Source organism: Acinetobacter sp. RF15B (assembly GCF_007558235.1).
GTDB classification, from domain to species: Bacteria; Pseudomonadota; Gammaproteobacteria; order Pseudomonadales; family Moraxellaceae; genus Acinetobacter; species Acinetobacter lwoffii_C.
Map to the genome: position 1 here is coordinate 54,649 of NZ_VLSR01000006.1, position 26,750 is coordinate 81,398.

Sequence of the window (26,750 nt, forward strand, 5' to 3'; positions counted from 1 at the left end):
ATAACACTATGGGAGTTTGTTAACCACAATGTTACTCACTTTGTATAAAGTGATTGATTTTGCAGGCATTAAGACAGCTGCACTATCAAGCGGCTACTTTAGCAGTTTTTGAATGTCTTGTGATGATTTCATTCGTCCAATTATTTGGGTGTTATTTATTTCTTATGCTTTGTTTTTTTAGAGGCTGTGATTGATTCACAATCATTTTCTTTTTATCAGCCCGCAATGTGATGGTAACCAAATTCAAAGCGTTACTCTAATTCAGGCATAGCTGTAAAATGATAAAAGTAGGCTTGATGTAAGCATGCTAAGGATACTTCTACTCCTGGAATTTTTTATGATGAACGATCTGCTTTTGAGAAATAGTATTTTTGGCAAACCGTACTGCTTGGGTTTTGCGATGCTCCAGCAATGATGTACCAGAATCTTATTATTTTAGGTTGCACATAAACTGATGATGAGTAATTGACTATATTAAAGTTATAAGCTTACTTTTAGATAGAAAGGTGGTGAAAAATGAAAAAAACGAGGGGATAAAAATAAAAAACGATAAAACAGCCTATCCACAACTTGATCTAAAAAGCATCACTTAAATGGTTGTCAATACTCTAAGAAAAGCAGAATAATTGTACGGATTTTGCAAAAAATCATATAAAACAGAAAAGAGAGCAGTCGGTGAACTTGTCTTTTATGTTGCTGAATTGTTATGGCTTTATGGCTATTTGCTAGAATTGAGCAATCTTTAAGCTAAAATTTACTAAATTTATAGAAATATGTTTAAGAATTATATTTTTATCTTTAAAAAAGGTCATGCGCACTATTTAAGTGCGTTAGAAAATAAGTACCAATAAAATATATCCAGCGTGCCTGAATATAGTGCATTTCCTTTCACTCCCAGTATAATAGGCGCAAAGTATTTTTAGCTTAAGATGTTTTCTTATAAAGAATTCAGAATTTTAACTATGCTTTTAAGAGTTGGTACGATAATTGCATTAATGAATGCCAACTACTAACACGCACTTTGCGAGTGCAACAAAAACCATCGGAGCAAAATGAGCATGGCGAACAAGGTCCTTCAACTCATACAAGAAAGTGGCGCAAAATGGGTCGATTTTCGCTTTACTGATACCAAGGGTAAAGAACAGCATGTCACTTACCCATCAGACAGTATTGATGAAGATACGTTTGAAGACGGGAAAATGTTTGACGGTTCGTCAATCGCTGGATGGAAAGGCATTGAAGCATCCGACATGATTTTACGTCCAGATGCAGAGACTTGCTTCTTAGATCCGTTCTTCGCAGAGCCAACAGTTGTTGTAACTTGTGATGTCATTGAACCATCGACTGGTCAGGGTTATGACCGTGATCCACGCTCTATCGCTCGCCGTGCAGAAGAGTATTTAAAGTCGACAGGTATTGGTGATACAGCATTCTTTGGCCCAGAACCAGAATTCTTCGTATTTGACGAAGTGAAATGGGAAATCGACATGTCTGGCGCACGCCATACATTGATCGCTGAAGAAGCTGCATGGTCAACCGGTAACGATTATGAAGCCGGTAACTCTGGTCACCGTCCACGTGTTAAAGGCGGTTATTTCCCGGTTCCTCCTGTAGATTCTTCACAAGATATGCGCGCAGATATGTGTGCAAAAATTGAAGATATTATGGGGCCAGGCCGTGTAGAAGTACATCACCACGAAGTTGCATCTTGCCAATTAGAAATTGGGGTGAGCTTTAATACTATGGTGCGTAAAGCTGATGAAGTTCAACAGTTCAAATATGCGGTTTGGAACGTTGCCCATCAATACGCGAAAACTGCAACCTTTATGCCTAAACCGATGGTTGGCGATAACGGTTCTGGTATGCATGTTCACATGTCGATCTCTAAAGATGGCAAGAACCTGTTTGCAGGTGATGAATATGCAGGCCTTTCAGAAATGGCCCTGTATTTCATTGGCGGTATCATCAAACATGCGCGTTCATTAAATGCGATCACTAACCCTTCTACTAACTCGTACAAGCGTTTAGTACCACATTTTGAAGCACCAATTATGCTGGCTTATTCAGCGCGTAACCGTTCTGCATCAATCCGTATTCCATACGTATCTAGCCCGAAAGGCAAACGTATTGAAGCGCGCTTCCCTGATCCAATGATGAACCCGTACCTGGGTTTTGCTGCTTTGTTGATGGCAGGTCTGGACGGTATCCAAAATAAGATCCACCCAGGTGAAGCTGCTGATAAAAACTTGTATGATCTTCCTCCTGAAGAAGAAGCAAAAATCCCTACAGTGGCTCATAGTCTGGAAATGGCACTGGAGGCACTCGAAGCTGACCATGACTACCTGTTAAAAGGTGGCGTGTTCTCTAAAGATATGCTTGATGCCTATATCGAAATTAAAACGGAAGAAGTTCGCCGTTTAAATACCACAACTCACCCGGTTGAATTCGATATGTACTACAGTCTTTAATTCTTTATAGAATTTCACTGTAAAAAATGCCCGCCTTGCGCGGGTTTTTTTGTATCATCTGTTTAGAGATTTACAATTAGTAGATAATATGGCGCAACGTAAAAAGCACACAGGATTTTTCCCCTGGAATGATCCGAACGATCATGCAAAAGGTTTCAAACTCAATTTTTCAGAAGTAACTTATATTGAAGTTGGACGTAGTCCCGAAGGCTATAAACAGGCGCAATTTATTGCATTGAAAAACCCTGAGCTGGCATTGGATTATGATTATCCGCAAAGTTTTTATTTAAGTGCTGAGGGTTTTATCTTGCTGAAAAAGGCAAATGGTCAGTTTGAAATTATTGCCAAAACAGACAATGGCTAAACATTGGTTATGGAATAAAGTGCAAGATGCATATTAAGCAGTCAAATATCTTGCAGGTTGAGTGTACAGGTAAACTTATGCAGCAAATCTCTGCTGAATTGAAATCATGGCTGTATGCTTCAGGGTCTTTAACGCAGCAGCTGACAGATTTAGCGAATGGAAAATTCAATGTTCAGCCAGTCAAAGAGCATTTTCAGCGCTTAAGCTTCAGTGATGCACGGTGGATGGGAATGCCACATCAGCATACCTCATGGGTACGGGAAAGCCATTTATATGGCTGTGAAGCTCAGCCTTGGGTGAAAGCAAAAAGTATTTTTCCTATTTTAAGTTTGCAAAAACGGGCGCGGATTTTTCAGCATATTGGTAAAAAGCCGATTGGCTGGTTTTTATTTCAACGTACCAATCCTCAGTGTGAGCGCCGTGTGTTATGGCTTGAAGATGGCTGGACCAGGCAGAGCTGCTATACTTGGCACGGTTGTAAATTTATTGTGCAAGAGACTTTTTTGCCCAGTTTTGAGCAGTTTTTACAACATCAGACTTCATTACAACATCGTTAAGGATAAACATGGCAACTTTGCAAACGACCACATGGCGTCAGCGTTTTGAGGCTTATTATTATCTCTGTCGTTTTGATAAGCCGATTGGTACAGAACTGGTATTCTGGCCAACCATGTGGGCGTTATGGATTGCTGCGGAAGGTATTCCTGATTTAACCATCTTAATTGCCATGATTTTAGGCACTATTTTTATGCGAGCTGCGGGTTGTGCGATCAACGATTTTGCCGACCGAAAAGTGGATGCTCATGTAGACCGCACCAAAAACCGGCCGCTGGCAACCGGAGTTATTTCAGCACGTGAAGCGGTTTGGGTATTTTTGGCTCTGGTCGCTGCCAGCGCCTGCACCTTGTTTTTTCTGCCCATAGCGACATTCTATTGCGCGCTTGCTGGTCTGGCGCTTGCGTTTATTTACCCCTTTATGAAGCGATATACGCATTTGCCGCAAGTCGTGCTGGGCATGGCATTTTCATGGGGAATTCCCATGTCATTCACAGCAATGGGCAAGCCGCTCGATTGGAGTTGCTGGCTGCTGTATTTTGGTAATCTGGCCTGGACTGTGGCTTATGACACTCAATATGCAATTACTGACCGTGAATACGATTTAAAAATCGGGGTAAAATCGACCGCTATTCTTTTTGGGAAATACGATATTACAATGATTTCTGCGCTACAGGCTGTGAGTGTTGTGCTCATAGGTAGTGCACTATATATAGAACACCTGTTGGTGCCATTTGGCCTGATTGCTTTACTGGTGGTGATTGCAGATTTTATCTATCAATGGACTAAAACCAAAGAGAAAGAGCCGCACTGGTGTTTCTGGGCATTTCGTCATAATCGTTGGGTAGGTTTGATAATATTCACCGGAATTTTTCTGGCACTCTGGTAAAAAAACTGGTGATTGCAGACTTACAAAAGCATCCTATAAGGATGCTTTTTTTTATGTTTTATTCAAAGCTCTTGCATGAGAATTATAAAGAACAATAAGGGATTACCATATGAATAAGATAATGAAAAACGGTTTTAAAAAGACCTGTCTGGCAGTGATGTGTTCAATGACATTATTCCTGACGGCGTGTCATAACGATGATGATAACAGTTCATTTCAGCCCCAGGAAAAAGTATTCTTGGGTCAGAAAGCCTATAGTGCAGATATACTTGCGGAAGCATCCAATATTCAGGTCATGCGCTATAACATGCCAAATGTACGTGGTGAGCGGGTTGAGGCTACGGCGATGGTTCTGTATCCGAATACACCACAGCCAAAAGATGGCTGGCGTGTCGTTGTCTGGGAACATGGTACGGTAGGTAGTGGTGATTCATGTGCGCCAACGAATAACCTGCTCAACTCTAACTTTAAAGTGCTTGCACGTAGCCTGCTTACACAAGGATATGTCATTGTGGCACCAGATTATGAGGGTTTGGGCACCCAGGGAATCCATCCTTATTTGAATCTGGATAGTGCTGCTCAATCAGCAATTTATGCAGTAAAAGCATTTAAACAGCAGCAGGGCAGTAGATTTAATGGGGCTTGGGTATCTGTCGGGCAATCTCAGGGAGGGCATGCCTCTCTGGCAACAGCAGAGTTTGCGGATCGTGATTCAAATTATAAGGCAGCAGTTGCAGCAGCTCCGGCATCAAGCTTAGGACGTATTATTGGTGAAATAGCACCACAAGCTTTAAAAGCTATGGTGGATGCTGGGCAAGATGAGAGGGCCAAAGCGGTCTATGCTGAGTTGCTGGCTTATGCAGCCTATGTGGGCGTCGGGATTAAGGCCTATGAACCAGCTTTTAACTATCGCAATATTTTTTCGGAACGAGCTGGCATTGTTGCTGAAAAAGCCGAAGGGACGACGGGGGAAAATGGATTATGTCTACAGCCTCTAATTACTGAATATATTAATGATATTAATCTTTACCTGAATACTAATCCGGGGAAAACTGTTATTGATTATCCAGGATTGGTTGCGAACTTTCAGGATAATTCTTCAGTCAAAAAGTTCCTGCTTGAAAACCAGCCTGCAACTGAAAAAATCAATGTGCCAGTCATGATTATCCAGGGAACGGCAGATACGGCAGTGCCTTATATAATCACTGATGCTTTACAGAAAAACTTGGCAAATATGGGTACCGCTGTCACTTTTGTACCTGTGTCAAATGCAACGCATACCGAAGCTATTGTAAAAAGTAATGATCTGCTGGTATCGTTTATTGAAACGCATATGCCGGCTGGTGTCAGTCCTTAATACCAAAGGAGCTTCGGCTCCTTTTTATAGCTTGAGCAATTGCTTTATTTTGTTATATTGGGCAGCGCAATGAATGATAGAGAAAAGCAGGTCGGTTTATGTCGCAACAGCCACAACAGCGCAGTATTAAAAAGCTGGTGATTCTTGGAACACTGGCTTTATGTATCCCGATTTTTTTAATTACCATGGCATTTTTGGCCGTCAACAGTGATGCGAAAAATCAGGAAAAATATAAGCAGCAGCAAGCTGAGATGATCGCGCGTATTGAAGCACGAGAGGCCGCCGAGAAATTAAAGGTAGAGCCGCAAGCTCAGGCGAGTCAAGCTGCTTCTGAAACCCAATAGGCTTCTCCTTACTAGTTGTTCTTATGATCTTCAATAGTGGGGTGATGGTTTGATACTTTATAGGTCTATACTGAACAGCTGCATAGTTGGCTATCAGGCGCAGAGCATCCGGGACGAGATTTCTTTTTCTTGTTTCAAATGTTGAAGGCTCATGCCATCCGCATACGAGTATTGTCTGATCTCATTATAAATATTTAATGTTGCATCACAGCATTCTGCTTAAATAGACAGGATATAACCACTGATCACCTGATCAGTGGTTATATTTAAATGGCCTTAGAGCAGTTCTTTACGTAATTGCTCAGGTGTTTTGATTGAAAGCAATCCAGGTGCTACATCGAATGCTGTTTTGGCACCATACTGCTGAGTTTGATTCAGGCGGTAGCAGGCACGGGCATATGCCACTAAAACGCTTGCAGTAAATTCAGGATTACTATTCAGTTTCAAAGAAAACTCAATGACTTGAGCCTGCTCATCACTGGTATTGCCGCTACGGATAACAAAACCGCCATGTGGCATACGCTGGTGATCTTTCAGTAAGGTTTCCTCACTGATAAAATTCACAGTCGTATTATAGTCGGCGAAGTAATCCGGCATTGTCACAATAGCCTGTTCAACTGTTACAGCATCAGCACCTTGTTCTAATACCACATAACATTCACGATGATGCTTATCTTTAGTGCTTAAGTTAGGGCGAGCGCCACTGCGTACCTGTTCAATTGCATCGCTAGATGGAATGGTATATTGAACACCGGCTTTCACGCCTGGTACACGGCGGACTGCATCGGAGTGGCCCTGACTTAAGCCTTTACCCCAGAATGTATAGGTTTCACCATCTGGCAATAAAGCTTCACCAAATAAACGATTAATTGAAAACATGCCTGGATCCCAACCAATAGAGATCAGGGCTGTTTTATTATTGGCAGTTGCAGGCCCATCTACTGCTGCATAGTATTCCGGAATGCGTGCATGGGTATCAAAGCTATCTACGATATTGAATTTACTTGCAAAAATCGGGCCTTGTTGCGGTAGGTCATCTTTAGAGCCGCCACAAAGAATAAGCACATCAATTTTATCGCTAAAATCATTTAATAATGCATCCATGCTATAAACCTGAGTTTCTGCAAAGCAGGGAGTAACACTGCTAGGTGCGCGGCGAGTGAAAATACCCACAAGTTGCATATCAGGATTTTTGTGAATTGCAGTTTCAACACCACGGCCAAGATTACCGTAACCTGCGATACCAATACGAATAGAGTTTTGCATAAATGGACGATCACTGAATAAGAAGGAGTATTAAAATAAGTAAGATGATCATGACCGGAAATGCAATAGCTGGCTCATTGCATCTTACTTATATGTTATTTTCTAAGAGATTATAAAACGATAAGTTAAATTTTATCACCCTAAAAATATACAAAGAAAAGTTTAAAAGGCAACTTTTTAAAAGTAGGGCGATTAATCAGGAAAATGATAAGTTGTGTTGGGGCAGGCAAGCAGCCAAAAGATTCAAAATCGAATCCTTGGCCATCAGGCGAGTTTTGAAGTTAAAATACCGCTGAGTATAAGCTGTTGTGCTTATCTTAAATTCTGTTGTAATTGTCGGATGCTTGGAATGTCTGTATAGCGGATGACTGTATAACCTGCTGCAATTAGCATGGCATCACGTTCCGCATCTTCCTGTTCTTTACCGATATGGCTGGGGTCGTCCAGCTCAATAATGGCAACCACCTTATACTCACGATCCAGTACCACAAAATCGGTTACTTTACGGTTAAATTGATTGCGCATTTTCATGTGGTCATGAGTGATTAAGGCGCTAAATGCAACTTGTGCCAAAATATGATGATGAGGAAAAGCTTCTTTTAGGCGTACAAACATTCTGCTTTCAAAAGCAGTAATGACAGGTTTGGGATAAAACTTCTGCCGACGGGTAAACAGGCGTGGAAAGAGCAGGCAAATTAAGGCAAAACTCGCCATGCAGCCAATCACAAAAAATATAAACTGACTCAAATTAAACACAGACTAAAACAGGGAAGAATAAAAAAACCCACTTCGCAATGAGTGGGTTTTATAAAAATCTTGGCTCTCCCACCTGGGCTCGAACCAGGGACCTGCGGATTAACAGTCCGTCGCTCTACCGACTGAGCTATGGGAGAATAGATTGGCTCTCCAACCTGGGCTCGAACCAGGGACCTGCGGATTAACAGTCCGTCGCTCTACCGACTGAGCTATTGGAGAATCTGACAGCGATTATAGAGGGATTTAAAAAGGGGTCAAGACACTTTTAAAAAAAAGCCAAAGAAATTGACTCAAGTGTTTTAAAAGTAATCGGAAATGGTTGTAGTTCAAGCTGTTATGTTTAGATCGAAGCTTGAGTAGGAATATAAAGCTGAGCGCTCATCGTTAAAAACGAGCTTAAAGACGATGAGGTCAGAGGCTAGCCCTACCTGATATAAACTAAAGCTGAAAAAAACAGATATAAAAAAACCCACTTCGCAATGAGTGGGTTTTATAAAAATCTTGGCTCTCCCACCTGGGCTCGAACCAGGGACCTGCGGATTAACAGTCCGTCGCTCTACCGACTGAGCTATGGGAGAATAGATTGGCTCTCCAACCTGGGCTCGAACCAGGGACCTGCGGATTAACAGTCCGTCGCTCTACCGACTGAGCTATTGGAGAATCTGAGGGGCATTTTAGGCAGGAAACTAAAAGCCGTCAATCAATTCATGTAAAGAAATGAATCATTTGCTTTTTTAATATGCAGCCTGGCCTTAAAAATAAAAAAATCACCCATAAAGGGTGATTTTTATGCAGGAAATAAAAAATTATTTCTCAACACCAGCAGGTTGGCCAGCATATTTTGCGTTTGCGTAATCCCAGTTTACTAAGCTTTCCAAGAAAGTAGAGATGTACTTAGGACGCGCATTGCGGAAATCGATGTAGTAAGCATGTTCCCAAACATCAATTGTTAACACTGCAACTTTACCGTGAGCCATTGGTGTATCTGCGTTTGAAGTTTTCATGATAGAAAGTTTACCATTCACTTCATCAGCTACTAACCAAGCCCAGCCTGAACCAAACTGAGTGGTTGCAGCAGTTGCAAACTCTTCGGCAAATTTTTCATAAGAACCGAAAGCTTCGTCGATTTTTGCAGCTAAAGTGCCAGTTGCTTTACCGCCACCATTTTTAGCCATACAGTTCCAGTAGAACGTGTGGTTCCAAACTTGAGCTGCGTTGTTGAACACACCTGCTTTAGATGCATCACCAGCAGTTGCCATGATGATTTCTTCTAAAGTTTTACCTTCAAGGTCAGTACCTTTGATCAGGTTGTTCAGGTTAACCACATAAGTATTATGGTGTTTATCATGATGGTATTCTAAAGTTTCTTTGCTGATATGAGGAGCAAGATCTTCATAACCGTAAGGTAGAGCAGGTAAAGTAATGGTTGTCATGTTCTCAATTCCTTGCATTTAGCTGGGTTTTAACAATAAGTGGCTTTATTGTAATAGATAATCGGACAAAATGGGCATTGCGTATAAATAACAATACACAATAAATCCTGAAAATATATAAATAAAGCTCTTGAAAAATGCTGTCAGCGAGAATTAAATCGGATTGTTTAATTCGTAATAAGCATACTCAATATTAAACTGTTCTGAAATCGCTTTGGCCAAGCGCTGCACACCGTATTTTTCAGTGGCATGATGGCCACAGGCATAATAATGTACATTCAGCTCCTGAGCTTCATAAAAAGTACGTTCGCTCACTTCGCCAGAAATATAGGCATCACAATCTGCGGCCGCTGCTTTATGAATATAATCCTGCGCACCACCGGTACAGAAACCGACTTTATGGATTTGAGTCTTGTCCGCAGGAAGATGAATTGCATCAAAGCCAAGTTTTTCTGAAACATGGCTTTTAAAATATTCAGGACTCATCGGTTGTTTTAAATAGCCAATATTGCCAATTGGATGGCGTTCACTCGGATCCAACTGTTCGATATTTTCCAACCCTAATAAATCTGCAATCGCCGCATTATTGCCTAAAGTTGGATGACTGTCTAAAGGCAGATGATAGCCAACCAGAGAGATATCATTTTGGATTAAGGCTTTAATCCGTTTACCGCGCATACCGGTAATGGGGTAAGGTTCACCTTTCCAGAAATAGCCATGATGCACCAATAACAAATCGGCGCCCTGTTCAATCGCTGCTTCAATTGCGCTTTGTGAGGCACTGACTGCACATACAATTTTTTTTACTTCAGCGCGGCCTTCGATCTGTAGACCATTTGGTGCATAATCCTTGAACTCATGCGTAAGTAAAGTCTGATTACACCACTGAATAATATCGTTTAAATCTGCCATAAAATTTCCGCCAGTTTAAAAACTTGTCATCATTAAAATATAAGATTAATTGTAACTAAAGCTGCACAAATATCTTGGCATATTTTTGTGTTTAGTTATGTATTTGGCATTACAATAGAGCACAAATTACTTAGCCATCAACGAATTAAAATATTTTAGAGGATTGCAACGTGCGCCGGACCTTTACATGGTTACCATGGGTATTACTGATTTTAGTCATTATCGGTTTTTTGGGGTGGCAACAACTGCAAAAACCGAAAGCACCAATTGCGCCTGATGGCGTCAAAATGCCAGCCGAAAAAGTAGAACCCCTGATTGATACGACACGTTCAGGCGGAATTGTTTCTTATAACGCAGCAGTAAAAGTCGCGGCACCAGCTGTTGTCAATATTTTTACCACCCAAAAGGTGAAACAGCAGGCTCATCCCTTACTGACTGATCCGGTATTTCGTGAGTTTTTTGGTGACCAGTTGCCAGAGCAGTTTAGCCAAAGCCCGAATGAAAACAGTCTGGGTTCGGGGGTAATTGTACGCCCGGATGGTTATATTTTAACGAATAATCATGTGATTGCTCAGGCAGATCAGATTGTGGTTGCGTTACATGATGGCCGTCGTGCTGAAGCCAGAGTCGTCGGCACCGATCCTGATACTGATCTGGCTGTCATTAAAATTGAACTGGATCAATTGCCGGTACTGCCATTCAAGCTTAGTGGCAATGAGGTGGGTGATGTGGTTCTGGCGATTGGTAACCCCTTTGGTGTGGGACAAACTGTGACTCAGGGGATTATCTCGGCAACTGGTCGTTCGGATTTAGGGATTAATACCTATGAAGACTTTATTCAAACGGATGCGGCCATTAACCCGGGTAATTCAGGGGGCGCATTAATTGATGTAGCGGGTAATCTGATTGGTGTAAATACCGCAATTTTCTCGCAAACTGGGGGATCTTTGGGTATTGGTTTTGCCATTCCGGCTAAAATTTGTCAGCAGGTCATGAATGCAATTTTAAAAGATGGGCGTGTAGTACGTGGCTGGTTGGGGATTAGCTTATTGCCAAGTGAGCGAAATGATGTGCTACAGCCGAAAGAAACTGGTGTCATGGTTGCGGAAGTACTTGCAGATGGTCCAGCAGCCAAGGCTGGTATCCAGCGTGGCGATAAAATTCTGAAGGTTAATAATGAAGTGATTACTTCGGCATCGCATCTGATTAACTTTGTCGCCATACAGGCACCTAACAGTACGATGCAGGTTGAAGTCGAACGTAACGGTAAAATCTTGATATTGGACGTGGTGGTGAGTGAGCGTAAGACACAAAATAGTTCTTCACAATACATTCCTTTGCCAGGTTAAAGAACTCATCATTAAAAAATCCCTCACCTGAGGGATTTTTTATTTTCTTATCTGTAGGAGGTAGTAATACAGCCGTACTGATCATTTTTGCCCAGTATTATATCCACAGATAATATTCAGGCTTGGTCAGTCATGTGAGTTGAGCTGGATTTTTTAGGTTTTGAAGTACCAGAATTTTATTATCGTTTTAATAAGTGTCGGCTATAGTTCTAATATTTCTTGCTTCTTGCTTCTTGCTTCTTGCTTCTTGCTTTGCTTACCACTCTCAGAGCTTCAACAGGTTTGATGATATAAAGGCGATTGTGATGACAACCATACCGCTCAATTTTTAAAATGATTAAGGAAGCAGGATTTGATATATTGATTTATATCAGGAAGATAGGTGTTCAGGTTATATTTTTATCTGAAGTCTGAGAAATAAGTCTGGAGCAACCGACTGAATGGTTCGGCTGATAAATATGCTTGGCATACATATATGTTTAAAGGGGAGATTTTATCTCCAAGTCTTTAACTTGGGAATAGCCTAAGTATGTTGTTAATTTTAATCCTGCTTAAGCTATTGCCATAAGATAAACGGATTATTTAATTCTGCTGGTTTGCCTGATAGTCCTGAATTACTTCAAGTGCTGCGCGAAAGGCTTCCTGTGTCGCAGGTGCGCCGCAATAAGGCAGACTATGGAGCAGGACTTCCTGAATTTCTTCAACAGTCGCACCATTATTCAAGGCACCTCGAACATGGCCTTTAAGTTCGGTTGGGCTTTTGAGTGCGGTAAGAAATGCAAGCGTAATCAGAGAGCGGTATTTACGTGGCAATACACCTTCACGCTGCCAGGTCGAACCCCAGGCATGCTCATTAATCCAGTCTTGTAACGGCTGGGTAAAAGGCACGGTATTTTCCTGAGCACGTTGCACAAAACTTGCGCCCATCACTTCAGTGCGGACTTTCAGACCATTTTCATAATCTTGTTGTGACATTATCTTCCCTCACATTCATTATCAGTCTAGCTTAACGTTTTTAATCGTTGAGACCCATAGTCAGATGGTCGTAAAAAAAGTGGCGGTTGCGCCACTTTTTTAAGGCTTTTATTTAAAAGCGCAGGAAAGGTTCCTCTTCCGGTTCTTTATGATTGTGATGTTCATCTTTTGCAAGGGAGGCCACAGGCGCAGAAGAGGATTTATAGAGTCCGTTTTCAACCGCTATTTCTGGCTCCGGCTGGGCGGCTTGAGACAGATGTGGATTATCCAGTTCTAGTACCTCTTTAAGTTCCAGGTCAAAAATATCCGTCAGCATGCTGTCATAACGTTTGGCATTGTAATGACGCAGCTGTTCAGCTTCATGCTCATCAATAAAACCCTTTTGCTGTGCATCTATGAGCCGCTCTTCAAAACTCAGGCCTTTAAACTGATTTTTGGATTCTGCCTTTTTGAAACGATCCCAAAGCGGTTCTATTTCAAGTAACATATTAAAGGTAGATTCCATGCGCCCGGTAATATCATCTTCTAGAGTATTATAATAAACATGTTGTTTTAAAGACTGACGGAAGGCATTGTCTTCCATCATGCTCATGGCCACCTGCTGTCTAAGTTGATCTGATGGTTTTTTGAGTGGGCGGCCAAATGGGAAACATATTAACTTCACCATAGCTGCTGCGCTTCCTCGTGGGAAGTTTGCAAACAGGTCGTAAAATCCTTCTTGTGCAGTATAAAGTGATTTCTCTACCGCCAGCTGAGCATGTAAACGCTCAGCCTCGGTCTTTTTGCTGTGTTCAAAGTATTTCAAGATGGATGAAGCAATAAAGAGATGCGCATGAATATCAGCCAGACGCCCAGATAGCATTTCCTTGCGTTTAATATCGCCGGCCAATAAACCCAGACACATATCGGCAGTCAGAGCAAAGTTGGCACTCAGACGGTTAATGACCTTGTAATAAGCACGGGTAAAATCAGTCGCGCTTTGAGGAGCATTACTTGAACCACCGCTAAAAGCATAAGCCAGAGAGCGGGCTGCGCGGTTAAACGTATAGCCGAGGTGCTGGAACAGTAAGTTATCGAAAGGCTGCAGGGCAGCTGTCCGATCCTCTGCCTGTAATAGCTGTAATTCCTCATATAGATAGGGATGGCAGCGCATAGAACCCTGACCAAAAATCATTAGGGAGCGGCTCAGAATATTGGCACCCTCTACGGTAATGGAGACAGGAATGGCTTGGTAATTTAAAACCAAAAAGTTACGTGGACCCATCTGAATGGCACGGCCACCAACCACATCCATGCCATGATTTACCACTTTACGCATGGTTTCAGTGGCATAGTATTTGGCCATGGCCGTCATGACCGCAGGCTTACCCCCCTGATTCAGACCACATGTGACCAGATAACGGAACGCTTCCAGCATATAGGTATCACTGGCAATTTCACTATTGGCTTCCTGCACACCTTCAAATTTACCGATTGAAATCTTGAATTGCTGGCGAATGCGAGAAAAAGCGCCGACATTCAAGTAAGTCATTTCGGCACTAGCGGTAGATAGGGCAGGCAGGGAAATACCACGGCCTACCGCCAGGCATTCCATCAGCATGCGCCAACCCTTACCGGCATTTTTCACCCCACCGATAATCCAGTCCAGCGGAATGAATACGTCTTTGCCTTCAACTGTACCATTCATAAATGGCGAGCCAGGGTTATGGCGTGGTCCGATTTTCACACCTTTATGACTCGCAGGGAGCAGAGCACAGGTAATGCCGTACTCGGTCTGTTCACCCAAAAGATGATCGGGATCATACATTTTAAAAGCCAGACCAATGACAGTGGCAATTGGTGCCAGGGTGATCCAGCGTTTAGAAAAATTCATTTTAAGGCCTAGAACTTCCTGACCCTCAAACTGACCATAACAAACCACGCCGGTGTCGGGGATGGCACCAGCATCTGAGCCAGCTTCAGGGCTGGTTAAGCCAAAGCAGGGAATTTCCTCACCTTTGGCCAGGCCAGGTAGATAGCGGTCTTTCTGCTCCTCGGTGCCATAATGTAAGAGCAGTTCACCTGGTCCAAGCGAGTTGGGCACCATACAGCTAACCGCTGCAGTAAGAGAACGTGAGGAAATTTTACTCATCACCCTGCTTTGGGCGAAGGAGCTAAATGCACGACCACCATATTCCTTGGGAATGATCAGACCTAAGAAACCGTGCTCCTTAATATATGCCCAGATAGCGTCAGGTAAAGCTTTTTGCTCATGGATTTCCCATTCATCCAGCATACTGCATAAGGTTTCAACCTCATTGTCCAGAAAAGCCTGTTCTTCAAGTGATAGTTTTGGATAAGGATAGTTATTAAAGTTTTCCCAGTTTGGAGCACCCATAAACAGTTCTTTTTCCCACCAGCTGGTACCAGAGTCCAGTGCTTCACGTTCTGTTGGGCTGATGCTGGGCATAGCACTCGAGAGTGCCTTATACGCCGGTTTGGAAATCAGTGACAGGCGCAAAGGTGCAACGAGCAGTACTAGGCTGATGAGAATGAGTGGAATACCCAGAAGGAGTGACCAGGGACTGATAAAGGTACATACCATCGACATGACTAGCAGCACGATGGCTCCACTGCTACGTGAGAGCTGAAAATAGAAAACGGCCCATAAACTCAGGAGTAGAAGCAGTACAGCGAAAATAAAGAACATTGTTATATTTCTCCAGCGTTATGCAACAGTAGCTTTGCCTAAATTCCTCCTCTTTATTTCGCAATATTTCATCAACTCTTTTTTGCATTATTTGAGAATCAGGCAAGCGCAGCATTGTTCTTGTGAGAATTATCGTTTTCAAGTATTTCAACGATATCGTTAAGTCGTTTAGCTATTTTTTGAGATTGTTTGAAAAATGAGCATTCTTCAAGTGAGAACGCGCAAAGAAATGTGAAGATAAGTAATGACTTAATTTTTAGTTAGTAGGCGTGAGAGGGTTTAAAAACCAATCAAAGTAAATATCTTTGTTCGATCATTCAGCCCATTAAATTCTTTTATAGATATGGTCTTTAAAGGTGCTAAAACGAGATTTATTTAAATACACACAAAAAAGCCCTCTAATTTAGAGGGCTTTGGCTTTAAAGCTTTTTAAGCTTCAATCGTTTGAACTGCAATTTTTTTAGCAGGGTCAGTTTTGCGGCGTACTGCTGGGACAGGTTCGCCGTAATATTGACGGTCAGCGAAGTAACTTGAACGTACCATTGGTGCGGACCAGATATTCTTAAAGCCGAGTTTACGGCCGTGCTCAGCATAGCGTTCAAATTCTTCTGGGGTAACAAAGCGGTCAATTGGAGCATGCTGTTTAGATGGCTGCAAGTACTGACCAATGGTCACATAATCGACATCATGTGCTTTCAGGTCATTGAGTAGCGCAATGACTTCTTCTTCCGTTTCACCAATACCGACCATCAGACCACATTTGGTTGGAATATCCGGGCAGTAGTCTTTAAACATTTTCAAAAGATTTAATGAGTGCTGGTAATCAGAACCTGGACGCATGGCTTTATATAAACGTGGCACAGTTTCAATGTTGTGGTTAAATACATCAGGCGGACACTCAGTCATGATACGCAGCGCGATATCCATCCGGCCACGGAAGTCAGGTACCAGAATTTCTAGCAGGGTATTTGGACTTAAAGCACGTGCTTCTTTAATGCAATCCACAAAATGCTGTGCACCGCCGTCGAGCAGGTCGTCACGGTCTACCGAGGTAATCACTGCATATTTTAACCCCAGATTGGCAATGGTTTCCGCCATATGACGCGGTTCATCCGGATCAAGCGCATTTGGACGACCATGAGCCACGTCACAGAATGGACAGCGACGGGTACAGATATCTCCCATGATCATAAAGGTTGCCGTACCGCCGCCAAAACATTCAGGCAGGTTCGGACAGGCAGCTTCTTCACAGACGGTATGCAGTTTCTGCTGACGAAGTGTAGTTTTAATACGCTGAACTTCTTCCGGAGCTGCCATCTTGACCCGAATCCAGTCGGGCTTCCGAGGCGTTTCAACCGTAGGAACAACTTTTACAGGAATACGAGCGACTTTCTCTGCGCCGCGAAGTTTGACCCCCTGTTCAGGTTTACGGTTCTCAGACATATTCAACTTTTCCACTATTTTGAAGGGAGATAATCACCATTAGTATTTTTTTATTATACCGAAACTTGGGCAAAATAGGGCGAAAAGGGTTATTCATTTAAAAAATGTTCTTATCACACAATATATGTAAGTTAAATACACCAAACTGACAGCAATTACGTCATAATATAGCGTAGATTAAAGCAAAATTTTTTAATTTTAAGGAGCGTTGAATGCCACGTAAGAAAGAGGTCATTAGTGGGACTTTCGTTAAGTACGATGCGGTAGTTCTAGGTTCGGGCCCTGCGGGCGAAGGCGCGGCAATGAAACTTGCCAAATCTGGCAAGCGTGTTGCAATCGTTGATATGCGTGAACAACTTGGTGGTAACTGTACTCATGTAGGAACCATTCCAAGTAAGGCATTGCGTCAAACGGTATCCAGTATTATCCGTTATCAACGTGATCCAATGTTCCAGAAAGTAGGAGACTGGAAACAGTTCACGATGAAGCAAGTGCTACGCAATGCACATAAAGTCATTCAGCAGCAGGTAGACACTCACTCACGCTTCTATGACCGTAACAAAATTGATATTTACCATGGCCGTGCCTATGTCCAGGACCAAAATACCATTTTTGTCTTTGCACCCGATGGGATTAAAGAAACGATCATGTTCCAGCAACTGGTGATTGCGACCGGTTCTCGTCCATACCGTCCGGATATTCTTGATTTCAATCATCCGCGTGTCTTTGATTCAGACAAAATTCTGGAACTGGATTTCACCATTCAAAAAATTATTATTTATGGGGCCGGGGTAATTGGTTGCGAATATGCCTCAATCTTTATCGGCTTGGGTCATAAGGTTGATCTCATTAATACGCAGCCGAAGTTGCTCAGCTACCTAGATGATGAAATTTCTGATGCACTGTCTTACCACTTGCGTGAGCAGGGCGTGTTAATTCGTCACAATGAACAGATCGACTTCCTGGAAACTTCAGATGACTATGTGATCTTGCATACTCAAAGTGGCAAGAAAATCAAAGCAGATGCGATTTTATGGTGTAATGGTCGTTCAGGTAATACGGATGGTTTAGGCCTGGAAAATGTGAACCTGAAACCAAATAGCCGTGGTCAACTGACGGTGAATGATCAATATCAGACCGAAGTTGAAAATATCTATGCTGCGGGTGATGTGATTGGCTGGCCTTCACTGGCTTCTGCTGCCTATGACCAGGGTCGCTGTGCCGGTGCAAACATGAACGGTGAGGAAAACGTCGCACCAGTTACGGATATTCCAACAGGAATTTATACCATTCCGGAAATTTCATCTATCGGTAAAACTGAACAACAGTTAACCGAAGAGAAAATTCCATACGAGGTGGGGCAGGCGTCATTTCGTCATCTGGCACGCGCGCAGATTACCGGGGATACCGTTGGGGAATTGAAGATCTTGTTCCATCGTGAAACTTTAGAAGTTTTAGGGGTGCATTGTTTTGGCAATAACGCTTCAGAAATTATCCACATCGGTCAGGCTGTGATGAACAGCCCGCACAATACCATCAAGTATTTTGTGGAAACCACCTTTAACTATCCGACCATGGCGGAAGCTTATCGTGTAGCAACATTAAATGGCATGAACCGTCTATTCTAATCACCCGGTTCAGTTGTCAATAAAAATCCCTCAATCAAAGCAGATTGAGGGATTTTTATTTTTCCTGATTTTTTAACTTTATCTACACTTCTTTGTGAATGATCAGGCAGCCATTTTTCGACATTCAGCCGCACAGCGACGGCAAGCTTCTGCACATTGCTGGCAGTGTTCATGCTCATGTTTGCCGCATTCTTCTGCGCAGTATTCACAGGCCTGAGCGCAAAGCTCACAAATTTCTTTCATAAAAGGAGATTGTTTCTGCTCCATGCGGGCACACAGCTGGCAAATATCTGCACAGTCCAGACAGCGTTGAATACATTCCCGCATCATCTCCAGATCTTCTTCTTTTAAACAGGCACTTGCACAATAGGTACAGGTAAGGGAACAGGTCATACAGGTTTTCACGCAATCTGCAAACTGGATATCATTCATCTTCCTCTCCTTGAGTGATTGGATTTAGGAATAAGCTAATCAGAAAAAGGCATATACACTAGGCGGATTAGGTGAGGAAAAGTAAAATAATCATAGGTTTTGTTACGTAATTTTAGAAGTAGATTACCGCTTGTTTAAATTTAAGTCAGCAGAAATATAAGCTGAATAACTCTTAAAAATCAAATCAATAGAGAAGAGTTTGAAGGATAGAAAAACAGATTAATGGCTTCGACCATTATCGAAGGCAGCTGAGTTTTTAGTAGCGGTAATCTGAGAAAATTCAGCGTCTATGAAACCTAAAAAGTTTATAACTTTATGAAAAATTATATAAAAATAAATAATGGGTCGGAGTTTTTAGATTGAACAAGACTAATTTCACAAATGCTTAGAACAAGTTACATCTTTGAGTTTTTGCCAATCAGTGCGCGCAAAAAGCCTGATTAAAATATTCAAACAGCTGGGGTGTCTGACTCCAGAGCACAATAGCCAGAATCAGTAATAAGATTAGGGCAATGATAATCAAGAGCTTCAGTAGCACAGTAGAATCAGTCATGGACAATTTGCTCCTCATTAACCCAGAAATGCACCCATACCCCGAAAATACTCAAAGCAATCGACAGCATCCAGACTGCATTATAATTACCGCTTAAATCGTGGTTAAGACCACCGAGCCATCCACCAAAAAACGAACCGACCTGATGGGTAAAGAATACTATACCACTCAGCATCGTCAGGTATTTTACCCCAAACATATTTGCCACAATACCATTGGTCAGTGGTACGGTAGAGAGCCATAACAGCCCCATAATGATACCAAAGGCATATACCGTCCAGGTGCTTAAAGGCAGGAGTAAAAAAGCACTGATCGCAATCGCCCGCAGGCCATATAATCCCATCAGCAAATGAGGCTTGGAATATTTGCCGCCCAGCCAGCCGGCAGTATAAGTCCCTACAATATTAAACAGACCCACCAGTGCCAAGAAAGCCGTACCTGTCGTGGTATTAAAGCCATGATCAATCAGGTAGCCAGGTAAGTGAATGCCAATAAAGACCACCTGAAAACCACAAACAAAAAAGCCCATGGCCAGAAACCAAAACGGTTTATGATTTTTAACGACCACAAGAATCTGTTTAAAGCTAAGCGGGCTTTTAGATGCAGTAGCTACGGCATTTGGATCAACATACAGAGGTGCCTTCAGCATCCAGGCCAAGGGGATAATCAGGGCAATTAAAATGGCACTGACCACCAGAGCGGCTGACCAGCCTACATTTTGTAAAAGGAGCAGAGTCGAAGGCAGCATAATAAACTGGCCAAAGGAACCGGCTGCACTGGCAATCCCCATCGCCAGACTGCGTTTTTCTGGCGGAGCTGCCCGACCTACGGCAGATAATAATACTGGAAATGAGGTCGCAGATAAGGCTAATCCGAGAATCACTCCCACACTCAGGTTTAATAATAGCCCCGTCGAACTGACTGCCATGAGCAGCAAACCAAGTGTATATAAGACTCCACCCACCGCAACGACAATTTTACTGCCATATTTGTCAGCAATGGCGCCAGTCACGGGCTGGACCGCACCCCAGATCAGGTTCTGCATGGCAATTGCCAGGCTAAAAACATTATGACCCCAGCCAAACTCCTCGCTCATTGGCATCAGATAGAGTCCAAAGGCATGACGGATACCTAAGGACAGCGCCAAAATTATGGCAGCACCAATTAGCATAAAAATGAGTGTTCTGGAAAATTGACTGTCAGCCATAAGTGCGTCGTGAATATAGAGTTAATTGTTATAGTATTCGATTCAATCGGGGGAGGCGATAAAATAAAAATTAATTGAATTATAATTTTTATTTATGAAAATTTAAAGTTTTATAGCTTAAAGTAGATTATAAAAAAGCAGAGTCCATGCTCTGCTTTTTAGCACAAGAGGGCTAGAAGCGAATACCAATACCTGCATAAGCGAGAATAGGATTAACCTCAATTTCTGCCTTAGATTCAATTAGTTTCCCGAATGTTGAGTCAGTGACAGTAATCGTTGTCTCATTATTTAAATGAGCATAAGACAGTGAACCTACCGCGAACCATCGGTCATTAAAATCATAAGTAAAACCGACAGTGGCAACCGGAGCGAAGGCATCCGAAGCTTCGACTTTTACTTTTGGATTTGCCTTGCTATTTGGTTTATTTTCTAAAGATGCGCCCGCTTTCCCATCGAGAATATTTGCAATCATATGTCCGGCAGCAATCAGATCTTGTTCTGTTCGAGGGTTAATTTCAAGCTCATTAAAATAAGCATACAGCAAACCTAAGCCAACATAGGGGCGGAATTTATTTACACCAGTTTTTCCGAAGTGGTATTGAAACTCAAAAGCAGGTGTCCAGGCACGTGCAGAAGCGGCTGCACCATAAGCTTCTAAGTCTGTAATTTCAATATCTTTCTTTAACTCAATTTCTAGTGGAAGGGTAATGCTTCCCAGTGTAGGAGTTGCAGTGCCAGAGAAAGGGGCAAAAATCTTTCCTTTTCCTTGCAGGTCAACTTTAGGGGGAATACCGGCTTTCATTTCGAAAGAAACATTATCGGTAAAGAAGTAGTTGGTCATGATCCCCAGGGTGGTCACATCATCTGCTTCTAAGCCACTCCCAGAATTATTCCATTCAGAAAGACCATTGATCTGTGTCGTTCCACTCATTCCAGCAGGTAATGTGCCTCCAGTGAAAAAGCCAATTCCTTCTAATAAAATTTTGACTGCTTCCTGTTTTTCATTTGGATCAAGATTATTTAAAACGGTGTCTACCTGAATAGGGCCATTGGTATAGCTTTTCCCATTCTCGACCGCCGTATTGACTTTAAAAGGTTGAGCTTTGCCTTGTGGCATGACATGTAAGGCACCGACGGATACAGAAAAGCGTTTAAAGCCATCCCCATCTTGCAAGCTGAAATAAGGTGAATTTGCATGTGCAAGCACAGGTAAAGAGGCCATACCTGCCATACAAAGCATTATTGTTTTCATTAAACCAGAACTCCATGTTCGTTGTGTTTCTTTGTTTTTGTATTGAACAATTTATGTGAATATCATCAAAAAACTCAGCTGCTGAACAAGTAGCTAAAAGTAACGAACGGGTTTTGTTTGGTAATCAGTATGACTATTGGGTTAATTTGCGATGTTTTTGTGTAATAACAAGTGGGATATGGGGTGAAAATTGAATTTCTGAGCGGGTCAAACTCTGCTTATTCAGCTTGCATCGAAGCTAGTAATTGGCATTTTCTAGCTTTTTTATGAAGTTTTTTTGAAAAAAAATATATAGATTTTGAGATTTAAAAAGGCTTTTATTTTAATTTTGAGCCAAGAAAGTGAGAAATTTAACTAGAACGAGTTGTACCCAGGAGTGCTCATTTTTTTGTACAATAGAACGCATAAATTATTGAGTAGATCACATGAATTCGCAAAATTCTCCCAAAAAAAAGCCGCTGGTTAATTTGCCCTTTCCTATAAAACAAGCCGAGCAGTCTGCTGCAGAGGAAGTCTTGGAAGATCTGAGACCAAAACCTGAGCGTTATGCAGACCGTACCTGGATGCCACCACGTGGCACCCGTCGTGCGATGGGAAAACGTTAAGCACTCTAAACATTAGAGCGTCGGACATAGAAAAGCCATGATGATCATGGCTTTTTTTATACTTTTTGAATTATCTTAAACTTTTACGTGCCTTATTTTCTGGTTTGGGCGGCGAAATTTCCCGTTTCCCCTTCCAGACATCAATAAAGTCTTTTTCATTGATATTATACAGCTCTAATAAAGCCAAAATCACCGCGCCAAATAACATTGCACCTTCTGAGTTATCTTGAAAATCAAATATTTTTCCTCTTAGATTGTGCAGAATATCTTCAATTTCAAAAACCCGCTCTCGTCCATTGCTATCTGTTGGATAAATCTGGGTATTTAACAGGATTTTGGCCAGACTTTTTTCATTTTCACTTAGGGCGAGGACTTCAATCAGTTCATCTGTGGCCGGCGTGAAAATCACAGAGTCTCGAAAAATGGTATGCAGAAACTTTGCTGTCACTTTAGGGAGCGGCTTTTCTACAAAAGGACGGAACGATTGCGGCAAAATGACATTATGGGAAATGCCTTTGAACATGGGCGCGATTTCTTCGACTTTATAGCCGGCAATACCGCATCCAATTGAAGTAATAAAATACTTTATTTTAGGATGGTTCTTGGTGTAAAGCTTGAAGTCATCAATATAGTGCTGAATTTGCGATAACGGCATTTGTTGTAAATGCTCATTCATGGTCGGAATGGCATAACTCTGACCGGACCAGCCACGCCCCACACCCATTACTGCACCAAAGTGTTCTAGTGCTGTTCTAGCAGCACCTCCACCATGCTGGCCTGCCATGTTACTTCCAAATACAAAAACAGTGTTTTCTGGCAGGGATTTAACAATACTTTCATTATGATAATGGTAAGTCATGGCTTTTTATTCGCTATCCTGATTAGCTTCATGTTGCCTTTGAAATCAATAAGGGTCAAGGCATTATTGTTGCAGAGCTACCCAAACAGATACGTCAAAATTCCGCCAATAATCCAGAATAGGATACCGATCAAACCTAAATAGAGTTGTTGTCTGAAAATGCTTAATTTATTGTTTTGCATAAGTGACATCTTTTATAAAAAATATTTATTCAATAAGGTCTCGATGACCAGAAGCAAATAGAAAAGACCCACACAAAATATGCCAGTGCCCATATAGCGAAACTGATTTTTAAAAGCGATTTCTCGATATTCTTGATCTTTCATTTTTTGTCTATTTCTTATGATTTTGTAGATATTACTTTCATAATTTTAATTTTTTTTGATGATCTGTCAAACGAGATCGTGATTAAAGTGCTAGCCAATAATGAATAGTAATATTGTTTTATTTACTCAACAGAAACCTGGCCAGGGATTGAGTAATTCAGATTTGCCCTCATAATAAATTGCATCGATATCCGCAGTGAATTTATTGAAGCTATGAGTGATAAAAAGCCCTTTGAACTAGTGACCAGTTATCAACCTGCGGGTGATCAGCCGCAAGCTATTGAAAAGCTGGTGAAGGGAATTGAACAGGGCTATCACGATCAGCTTCTGCTTGGAGTAACAGGTTCTGGTAAAACCTATACCATGGCCAATGTGATTGCACGTACCCAGCGTCCGACTATTGTCATGGCACATAATAAAACACTGGCGGCGCAGCTTTATGGGGAATTCAAGGCATTTTTTCCGAATAATGCGGTTGAGTATTTCGTCAGTTATTATGACTATTATCAGCCTGAGGCCTATGTACCATCTTCCGATACATTTATCGAGAAAGATTCGGCCATTAATGACCATATTGACCAGATGCGTCTTTCTGCCACACGTGCATTGTTGGAACGCCGTGATGCGATTATTGTCGCCTCGGTTTCTGCAATTTATGGTTTGGGTGATCCGAATGCCTATATGAGCATGTTACTACATGTGGTAGAAGGAGACCGGATCAGCCGCGATGATATTATTCGCCGACTGGTCGAGATGCAATACACCCGTAATGAGCTTGAATTTTTACGTGGTACTTATCGGATTCGCGGCGAAATCATCGATATTTTCCCGGCAGAGTCGGATCAGGATGCTATTCGTATTGAACTGTTTGATGATGAAGTTGACTCGATCCGCTGGTTTGATCCTTTAAGCGGAAAAATGATCCGTAAAGTGCCACGGGTTACGATCTATCCAAAAAGTCATTATGTGACGCCTAAAGACAATCTGGCACGAGCCATTGAGACGATTCGGGAAGAACTGAAAGAACGTTTGGTATTTTTCCGTGAAAATGACAAGTTGCTGGAAGCACAGCGGATTGAGCAGCATACCCGTTATGATCTGGAAATGATGCAGCAGCTCGGCTATACCAATGGGATTGAAAACTATTCTCGGCATTTGTCCGGTCGTCCGGCAGGTGAAGCACCTCCAACTTTATTTGATTATATTCCCGATGATGCCTTGCTGATTATTGACGAATCGCATGTGACCGTACCGCAAATTGGCGCCATGTATAAAGGTGACCGTTCCCGTAAAGAAAATCTGGTGAATTATGGCTTCCGTCTACCAAGTGCACTGGATAACCGCCCAATGAAATTTGAAGAGTGGGAGCGTATTATTCCTGCCACGGTGTATGTCAGTGCAACGCCTGCACGTTATGAATTGGAAAAATCCCAGCAGATTGTCGAGCAGGTGGTGCGCCCGACAGGTCTGATTGATCCGGAAATAGAAATTCGTCCGGTGCTGACTCAAGTCGATGATGTATTGTCTGAAATTAATTTGCGTAAAGATCTGGATGAGCGGGTGCTGGTAACGACTTTGACCAAACGCATGGCCGAAGATCTCAGTTCTTATTTAAAAGAATATGGGGTGAAGGTGGCTTATCTGCACTCAGACATTGATACCGTGGAGCGTGTCAAAATTATTCATGAGCTGCGTACCGGTGTTTATGATGTACTGGTCGGCATTAACCTGCTACGTGAAGGTCTGGATATGCCGGAAGTGTCCCTGGTTGCAATTCTCGATGCCGATAAAGAAGGCTTCCTGCGCTCAGAGCGTTCTCTCATTCAGACGATTGGTCGGGCGGCGCGTAACCTGAAAGGTAAAGCGATTTTGTATGCAGATCGTATTACTGACTCGATGCAAAAAGCCATTGATGAAACGGATCGCCGTCGCACCAAACAGATTCAATTTAATAAGGAACATGGTATTACACCGCGTAGCGCTGTGCGCCAGGTCATTAAGGAAATTGATACGGGTGAAGACTTAAGTGATGATTCAATCACCTTAAAAGCTTCTGATCAGGCACGTGCAATTAGCGCAGATGAACGCCATATTATGGCGGACCCGAAACTGTTTGCTAAACATATCAGTAAGCTGGAAAAAGAAATGCTCAAAGCTTCCAAGGATTTACAGTTTGAGCAGGCTGCGCGGATTCGTGATGAAATTTTACGCCTGAAAGCCCAGATGCTGAGCTAAAATTCACTCACCGTTCATCCTATAGTCCGCTTAAAATCAAGCATAAATCTAACATAATGCTACATAAAAACGGATTGAAGCACGTTAAGGTGAGTTTATAAAATTGCTTACAAATTGTGATCAGACTCGTGTCATAGGTATAGATATGAAAAATAAAAATATCCCTCGTGCGGGGTTTAAACTTGCAAAAATTGCGGTGGGTGGTGCAGTGCTGGTTGGTTTGGGTATGGCGACGATGTCCTATGCACAAAAAGCCCCATTGCCTACCGTTGAAAAGGTAGAGCTGGATCGCTACTTGGGAACCTGGTATGAGGTGGCGCGTAAGCCGCTTGTTTTTCAGCAAAAGTGTGATCGTAATGTCACGGCTACTTATACCTTAAATGAAAACGGCAACGTCAATGTAGATAACCGCTGCGTCCAGAAAGATGGTCAGGTGATGCAGTCATTAGGAGAAGCATACATTCAGAATCCCCCGTACAATAGCAAACTCAAGGTCAGCTTCTTACCCGAGTTTATCCGCTGGTTACCGGTTGGTCGTGGCGATTATTGGGTATTAAAACTTGATGATCACTATCAGACGGTACTCGTTGGAGAGCCGAGGCGTAAATATATGTGGGTATTGTCACGTGATCCACAGCTTGATCAAAAGGTGCTTAATGAATATCTGCAATATGCTCAATCGATAGGCTATGACTTAAGCGATCTGATCCGGACCAAACAGGTTCAGACCACTGACCCTTAAAAGTTAAGCTCATAAAAACCATGTCCAAGCATGGTTTTTTTACGGCTGCTGTTTCTGATTTTTTTTACTTATACTCAGGAAGTTGAATAGCGGGATATTCAAGCTTTATTT

At 42.2% G+C, this 26,750-nt stretch carries 23 protein-coding genes and 4 tRNA genes; 11 read left to right on the forward strand and 16 right to left on the reverse strand.

The features are described 5' to 3' along the window. Positions 1–1,052: 1,052 nt before the first annotated feature. The 6 genes from glnA to E2K74_RS06345 all read left to right on the forward strand — a co-directional run bounded on the left by glnA (position 1,053) and on the right by E2K74_RS06345 (position 5,977). Positions 1,053–2,468: a type I glutamate--ammonia ligase gene (gene glnA / locus E2K74_RS06320; protein ID WP_171480655.1), complete on the forward strand. Its 1,416-nt coding sequence runs from the start codon at positions 1,053–1,055 to the stop codon at positions 2,466–2,468. 88 nt (positions 2,469–2,556) lie between these two features. After that, a complete protein-coding gene (locus E2K74_RS06325; protein ID WP_151206777.1) occupies positions 2,557–2,832 on the forward strand; it encodes a hypothetical protein in 276 nt (91 codons plus the stop codon). 77 nt (positions 2,833–2,909) lie between these two features. Then, entirely contained in the window at positions 2,910–3,389 is a 480-nt protein-coding gene (locus E2K74_RS06330; RefSeq protein WP_151203871.1) for a chorismate--pyruvate lyase family protein, read from the forward strand. 8 nt (positions 3,390–3,397) lie between these two features. Beyond that, positions 3,398–4,276, forward strand: a complete 879-nt coding sequence (ubiA, locus tag E2K74_RS06335; RefSeq protein WP_151206778.1) for a 4-hydroxybenzoate octaprenyltransferase — start codon at positions 3,398–3,400, stop codon at positions 4,274–4,276. 109 nt (positions 4,277–4,385) lie between these two features. Next, complete coding sequence (locus E2K74_RS06340) at positions 4,386–5,633, forward strand: lipase family protein (RefSeq protein WP_151206779.1); 1,248 nt, start codon at positions 4,386–4,388, stop codon at positions 5,631–5,633. A 98-nt stretch (positions 5,634–5,731) separates the two neighbouring features. After that, the gene (locus E2K74_RS06345) at positions 5,732–5,977 is read left to right on the forward strand and encodes a hypothetical protein (protein WP_151203851.1); all 246 of its coding nucleotides are present in this window, start codon (positions 5,732–5,734) and stop codon (positions 5,975–5,977) included. A gap of 276 nt (positions 5,978–6,253) precedes the next feature. Here E2K74_RS06345 and E2K74_RS06350 read toward each other — a convergent pair whose 3' ends face one another. The 8 genes from E2K74_RS06350 to E2K74_RS06385 form a co-directional block, all read right to left on the reverse strand. Next, positions 6,254–7,243 (reverse strand): diaminopimelate dehydrogenase, encoded by a 990-nt coding sequence (locus tag E2K74_RS06350; protein ID WP_151206780.1) that lies wholly within the window; start codon positions 7,241–7,243, stop codon positions 6,254–6,256. A 312-nt stretch (positions 7,244–7,555) separates the two neighbouring features. Then, entirely contained in the window at positions 7,556–7,999 is a 444-nt protein-coding gene (locus tag E2K74_RS06355) for a DUF2726 domain-containing protein (protein WP_151203849.1), read from the reverse strand. A 61-nt stretch (positions 8,000–8,060) separates the two neighbouring features. Further along, positions 8,061–8,136 (reverse strand) — tRNA-Asn (locus E2K74_RS06360). 6 nt (positions 8,137–8,142) lie between these two features. Beyond that, positions 8,143–8,218, reverse strand: a tRNA-Asn gene (locus E2K74_RS06365). Positions 8,219–8,501: 283 nt separating this feature from the next. After that, a tRNA-Asn gene (locus E2K74_RS06370) sits at positions 8,502–8,577 on the reverse strand. A 6-nt stretch (positions 8,578–8,583) separates the two neighbouring features. Continuing rightward, positions 8,584–8,659: transfer RNA gene (locus tag E2K74_RS06375), tRNA-Asn, on the reverse strand. A 146-nt stretch (positions 8,660–8,805) separates the two neighbouring features. Continuing rightward, positions 8,806–9,432, reverse strand: coding sequence for a superoxide dismutase (locus E2K74_RS06380; RefSeq protein ID WP_151203848.1), 627 nt, complete (start codon positions 9,430–9,432; stop codon positions 8,806–8,808). A gap of 153 nt (positions 9,433–9,585) precedes the next feature. Beyond that, positions 9,586–10,344, reverse strand: a complete 759-nt coding sequence (locus E2K74_RS06385; RefSeq protein ID WP_151206781.1) for a Nif3-like dinuclear metal center hexameric protein — start codon at positions 10,342–10,344, stop codon at positions 9,586–9,588. Positions 10,345–10,514: 170 nt separating this feature from the next. Between E2K74_RS06385 and E2K74_RS06390 the strand changes: the two genes are divergently transcribed. Further along, positions 10,515–11,693: a S1C family serine protease gene (locus tag E2K74_RS06390; protein ID WP_151203846.1), complete on the forward strand. Its 1,179-nt coding sequence runs from the start codon at positions 10,515–10,517 to the stop codon at positions 11,691–11,693. A gap of 582 nt (positions 11,694–12,275) precedes the next feature. Here the strand turns inward: E2K74_RS06390 and E2K74_RS06395 are convergent. From E2K74_RS06395 to lipA, 3 genes are all read right to left on the reverse strand, one after another. After that, complete coding sequence (locus E2K74_RS06395; RefSeq protein WP_151206782.1) at positions 12,276–12,668, reverse strand: carboxymuconolactone decarboxylase family protein; 393 nt, start codon at positions 12,666–12,668, stop codon at positions 12,276–12,278. Positions 12,669–12,780: 112 nt separating this feature from the next. Next, entirely contained in the window at positions 12,781–15,357 is a 2,577-nt protein-coding gene (locus E2K74_RS06400; protein WP_151206783.1) for an acyl-CoA dehydrogenase, read from the reverse strand. Positions 15,358–15,786: 429 nt separating this feature from the next. Then, a complete protein-coding gene (gene lipA, locus E2K74_RS06405) occupies positions 15,787–16,800 on the reverse strand; it encodes a lipoyl synthase (RefSeq protein WP_151206784.1) in 1,014 nt (337 codons plus the stop codon). A 212-nt stretch (positions 16,801–17,012) separates the two neighbouring features. On the opposite strand from lipA, the gene sthA reads away from it, so the two are divergent. Continuing rightward, positions 17,013–18,428 carry a Si-specific NAD(P)(+) transhydrogenase gene (gene sthA / locus E2K74_RS06410; RefSeq protein WP_151203842.1) on the forward strand — a complete coding sequence of 472 codons (1,416 nt, stop codon included), beginning with the start codon at positions 17,013–17,015 and terminating at the stop codon, positions 18,426–18,428. A gap of 102 nt (positions 18,429–18,530) precedes the next feature. Here sthA and E2K74_RS06415 read toward each other — a convergent pair whose 3' ends face one another. From E2K74_RS06415 to E2K74_RS06425, 4 genes are all read right to left on the reverse strand, one after another. Next, positions 18,531–18,860, reverse strand: coding sequence for a four-helix bundle copper-binding protein (locus E2K74_RS06415; RefSeq protein ID WP_151203841.1), 330 nt, complete (start codon positions 18,858–18,860; stop codon positions 18,531–18,533). A gap of 418 nt (positions 18,861–19,278) precedes the next feature. Continuing rightward, complete coding sequence (locus E2K74_RS14960; protein ID WP_264766492.1) at positions 19,279–19,413, reverse strand: hypothetical protein; 135 nt, start codon at positions 19,411–19,413, stop codon at positions 19,279–19,281. After that, entirely contained in the window at positions 19,406–20,620 is a 1,215-nt protein-coding gene (locus E2K74_RS06420) for an MFS transporter (protein WP_151203840.1), read from the reverse strand. Before E2K74_RS06420 ends, E2K74_RS14960 begins: the two co-directional genes overlap by 8 nt. A 172-nt stretch (positions 20,621–20,792) precedes the next feature. Then, a complete protein-coding gene (locus tag E2K74_RS06425) occupies positions 20,793–21,872 on the reverse strand; it encodes an OmpW/AlkL family protein (RefSeq protein ID WP_151203838.1) in 1,080 nt (359 codons plus the stop codon). A gap of 425 nt (positions 21,873–22,297) precedes the next feature. Here E2K74_RS06425 and E2K74_RS06430 point away from each other — a divergent pair, with 425 nt between their 5' ends. Further along, positions 22,298–22,477 (forward strand): hypothetical protein, encoded by a 180-nt coding sequence (locus E2K74_RS06430; protein ID WP_151206785.1) that lies wholly within the window; start codon positions 22,298–22,300, stop codon positions 22,475–22,477. 70 nt (positions 22,478–22,547) lie between these two features. Here the strand turns inward: E2K74_RS06430 and E2K74_RS06435 are convergent, their stop codons facing one another. Then, entirely contained in the window at positions 22,548–23,336 is a 789-nt protein-coding gene (locus E2K74_RS06435) for a hypothetical protein (RefSeq protein WP_151203834.1), read from the reverse strand. 539 nt (positions 23,337–23,875) lie between these two features. On the opposite strand from E2K74_RS06435, the gene uvrB reads away from it, so the two are divergent. Next, positions 23,876–25,897 carry an excinuclease ABC subunit UvrB gene (gene uvrB / locus E2K74_RS06440; RefSeq protein WP_151206786.1) on the forward strand — a complete coding sequence of 674 codons (2,022 nt, stop codon included), beginning with the start codon at positions 23,876–23,878 and terminating at the stop codon, positions 25,895–25,897. 145 nt (positions 25,898–26,042) lie between these two features. Next, positions 26,043–26,639, forward strand: coding sequence for a lipocalin family protein (locus E2K74_RS06445; protein WP_151206787.1), 597 nt, complete (start codon positions 26,043–26,045; stop codon positions 26,637–26,639). Positions 26,640–26,750 lie beyond the last annotated feature (111 nt).

Excerpts from the sequence above, each read along its gene's own strand:
- E2K74_RS06340 (WP_151206779.1), top strand. The coding sequence starts at position 4,386 with ATGAATAAGATAATGAAAAACGGTTTTAAAAAGACCTGTCTGGCAGTG.
- sthA (WP_151203842.1), top strand. The coding sequence starts at position 17,013 with ATGCCACGTAAGAAAGAGGTCATTAGTGGGACTTTCGTTAAGTACGAT.
- ubiA (WP_151206778.1), top strand. The coding sequence starts at position 3,398 with ATGGCAACTTTGCAAACGACCACATGGCGTCAGCGTTTTGAGGCTTAT.
- E2K74_RS06430 (WP_151206785.1), top strand. The coding sequence starts at position 22,298 with ATGAATTCGCAAAATTCTCCCAAAAAAAAGCCGCTGGTTAATTTGCCC.
- E2K74_RS06395 (WP_151206782.1), bottom strand. The coding sequence starts at position 12,668 with ATGTCACAACAAGATTATGAAAATGGTCTGAAAGTCCGCACTGAAGTG.
- E2K74_RS06420 (WP_151203840.1), bottom strand. The coding sequence starts at position 20,620 with ATGGCTGACAGTCAATTTTCCAGAACACTCATTTTTATGCTAATTGGT.
- E2K74_RS06325 (WP_151206777.1), top strand. The coding sequence starts at position 2,557 with ATGGCGCAACGTAAAAAGCACACAGGATTTTTCCCCTGGAATGATCCG.
- E2K74_RS06445 (WP_151206787.1), top strand. The coding sequence starts at position 26,043 with ATGAAAAATAAAAATATCCCTCGTGCGGGGTTTAAACTTGCAAAAATT.
- E2K74_RS06415 (WP_151203841.1), bottom strand. The coding sequence starts at position 18,860 with ATGAATGATATCCAGTTTGCAGATTGCGTGAAAACCTGTATGACCTGT.
- lipA (WP_151206784.1), bottom strand. The coding sequence starts at position 16,800 with ATGTCTGAGAACCGTAAACCTGAACAGGGGGTCAAACTTCGCGGCGCA.
- E2K74_RS14960 (WP_264766492.1), bottom strand. The coding sequence starts at position 19,413 with ATGACTGATTCTACTGTGCTACTGAAGCTCTTGATTATCATTGCCCTA.
- E2K74_RS06425 (WP_151203838.1), bottom strand. The coding sequence starts at position 21,872 with ATGAAAACAATAATGCTTTGTATGGCAGGTATGGCCTCTTTACCTGTG.
- E2K74_RS06350 (WP_151206780.1), bottom strand. The coding sequence starts at position 7,243 with ATGCAAAACTCTATTCGTATTGGTATCGCAGGTTACGGTAATCTTGGC.
- E2K74_RS06345 (WP_151203851.1), top strand. The coding sequence starts at position 5,732 with ATGTCGCAACAGCCACAACAGCGCAGTATTAAAAAGCTGGTGATTCTT.
- glnA (WP_171480655.1), top strand. The coding sequence starts at position 1,053 with ATGAGCATGGCGAACAAGGTCCTTCAACTCATACAAGAAAGTGGCGCA.
- E2K74_RS06385 (WP_151206781.1), bottom strand. The coding sequence starts at position 10,344 with ATGGCAGATTTAAACGATATTATTCAGTGGTGTAATCAGACTTTACTT.
- E2K74_RS06380 (WP_151203848.1), bottom strand. The coding sequence starts at position 9,432 with ATGACAACCATTACTTTACCTGCTCTACCTTACGGTTATGAAGATCTT.
- E2K74_RS06435 (WP_151203834.1), bottom strand. The coding sequence starts at position 23,336 with ATGACTTACCATTATCATAATGAAAGTATTGTTAAATCCCTGCCAGAA.
- E2K74_RS06400 (WP_151206783.1), bottom strand. The coding sequence starts at position 15,357 with ATGTTCTTTATTTTCGCTGTACTGCTTCTACTCCTGAGTTTATGGGCC.
- uvrB (WP_151206786.1), top strand. The coding sequence starts at position 23,876 with ATGAGTGATAAAAAGCCCTTTGAACTAGTGACCAGTTATCAACCTGCG.
- E2K74_RS06330 (WP_151203871.1), top strand. The coding sequence starts at position 2,910 with ATGCAGCAAATCTCTGCTGAATTGAAATCATGGCTGTATGCTTCAGGG.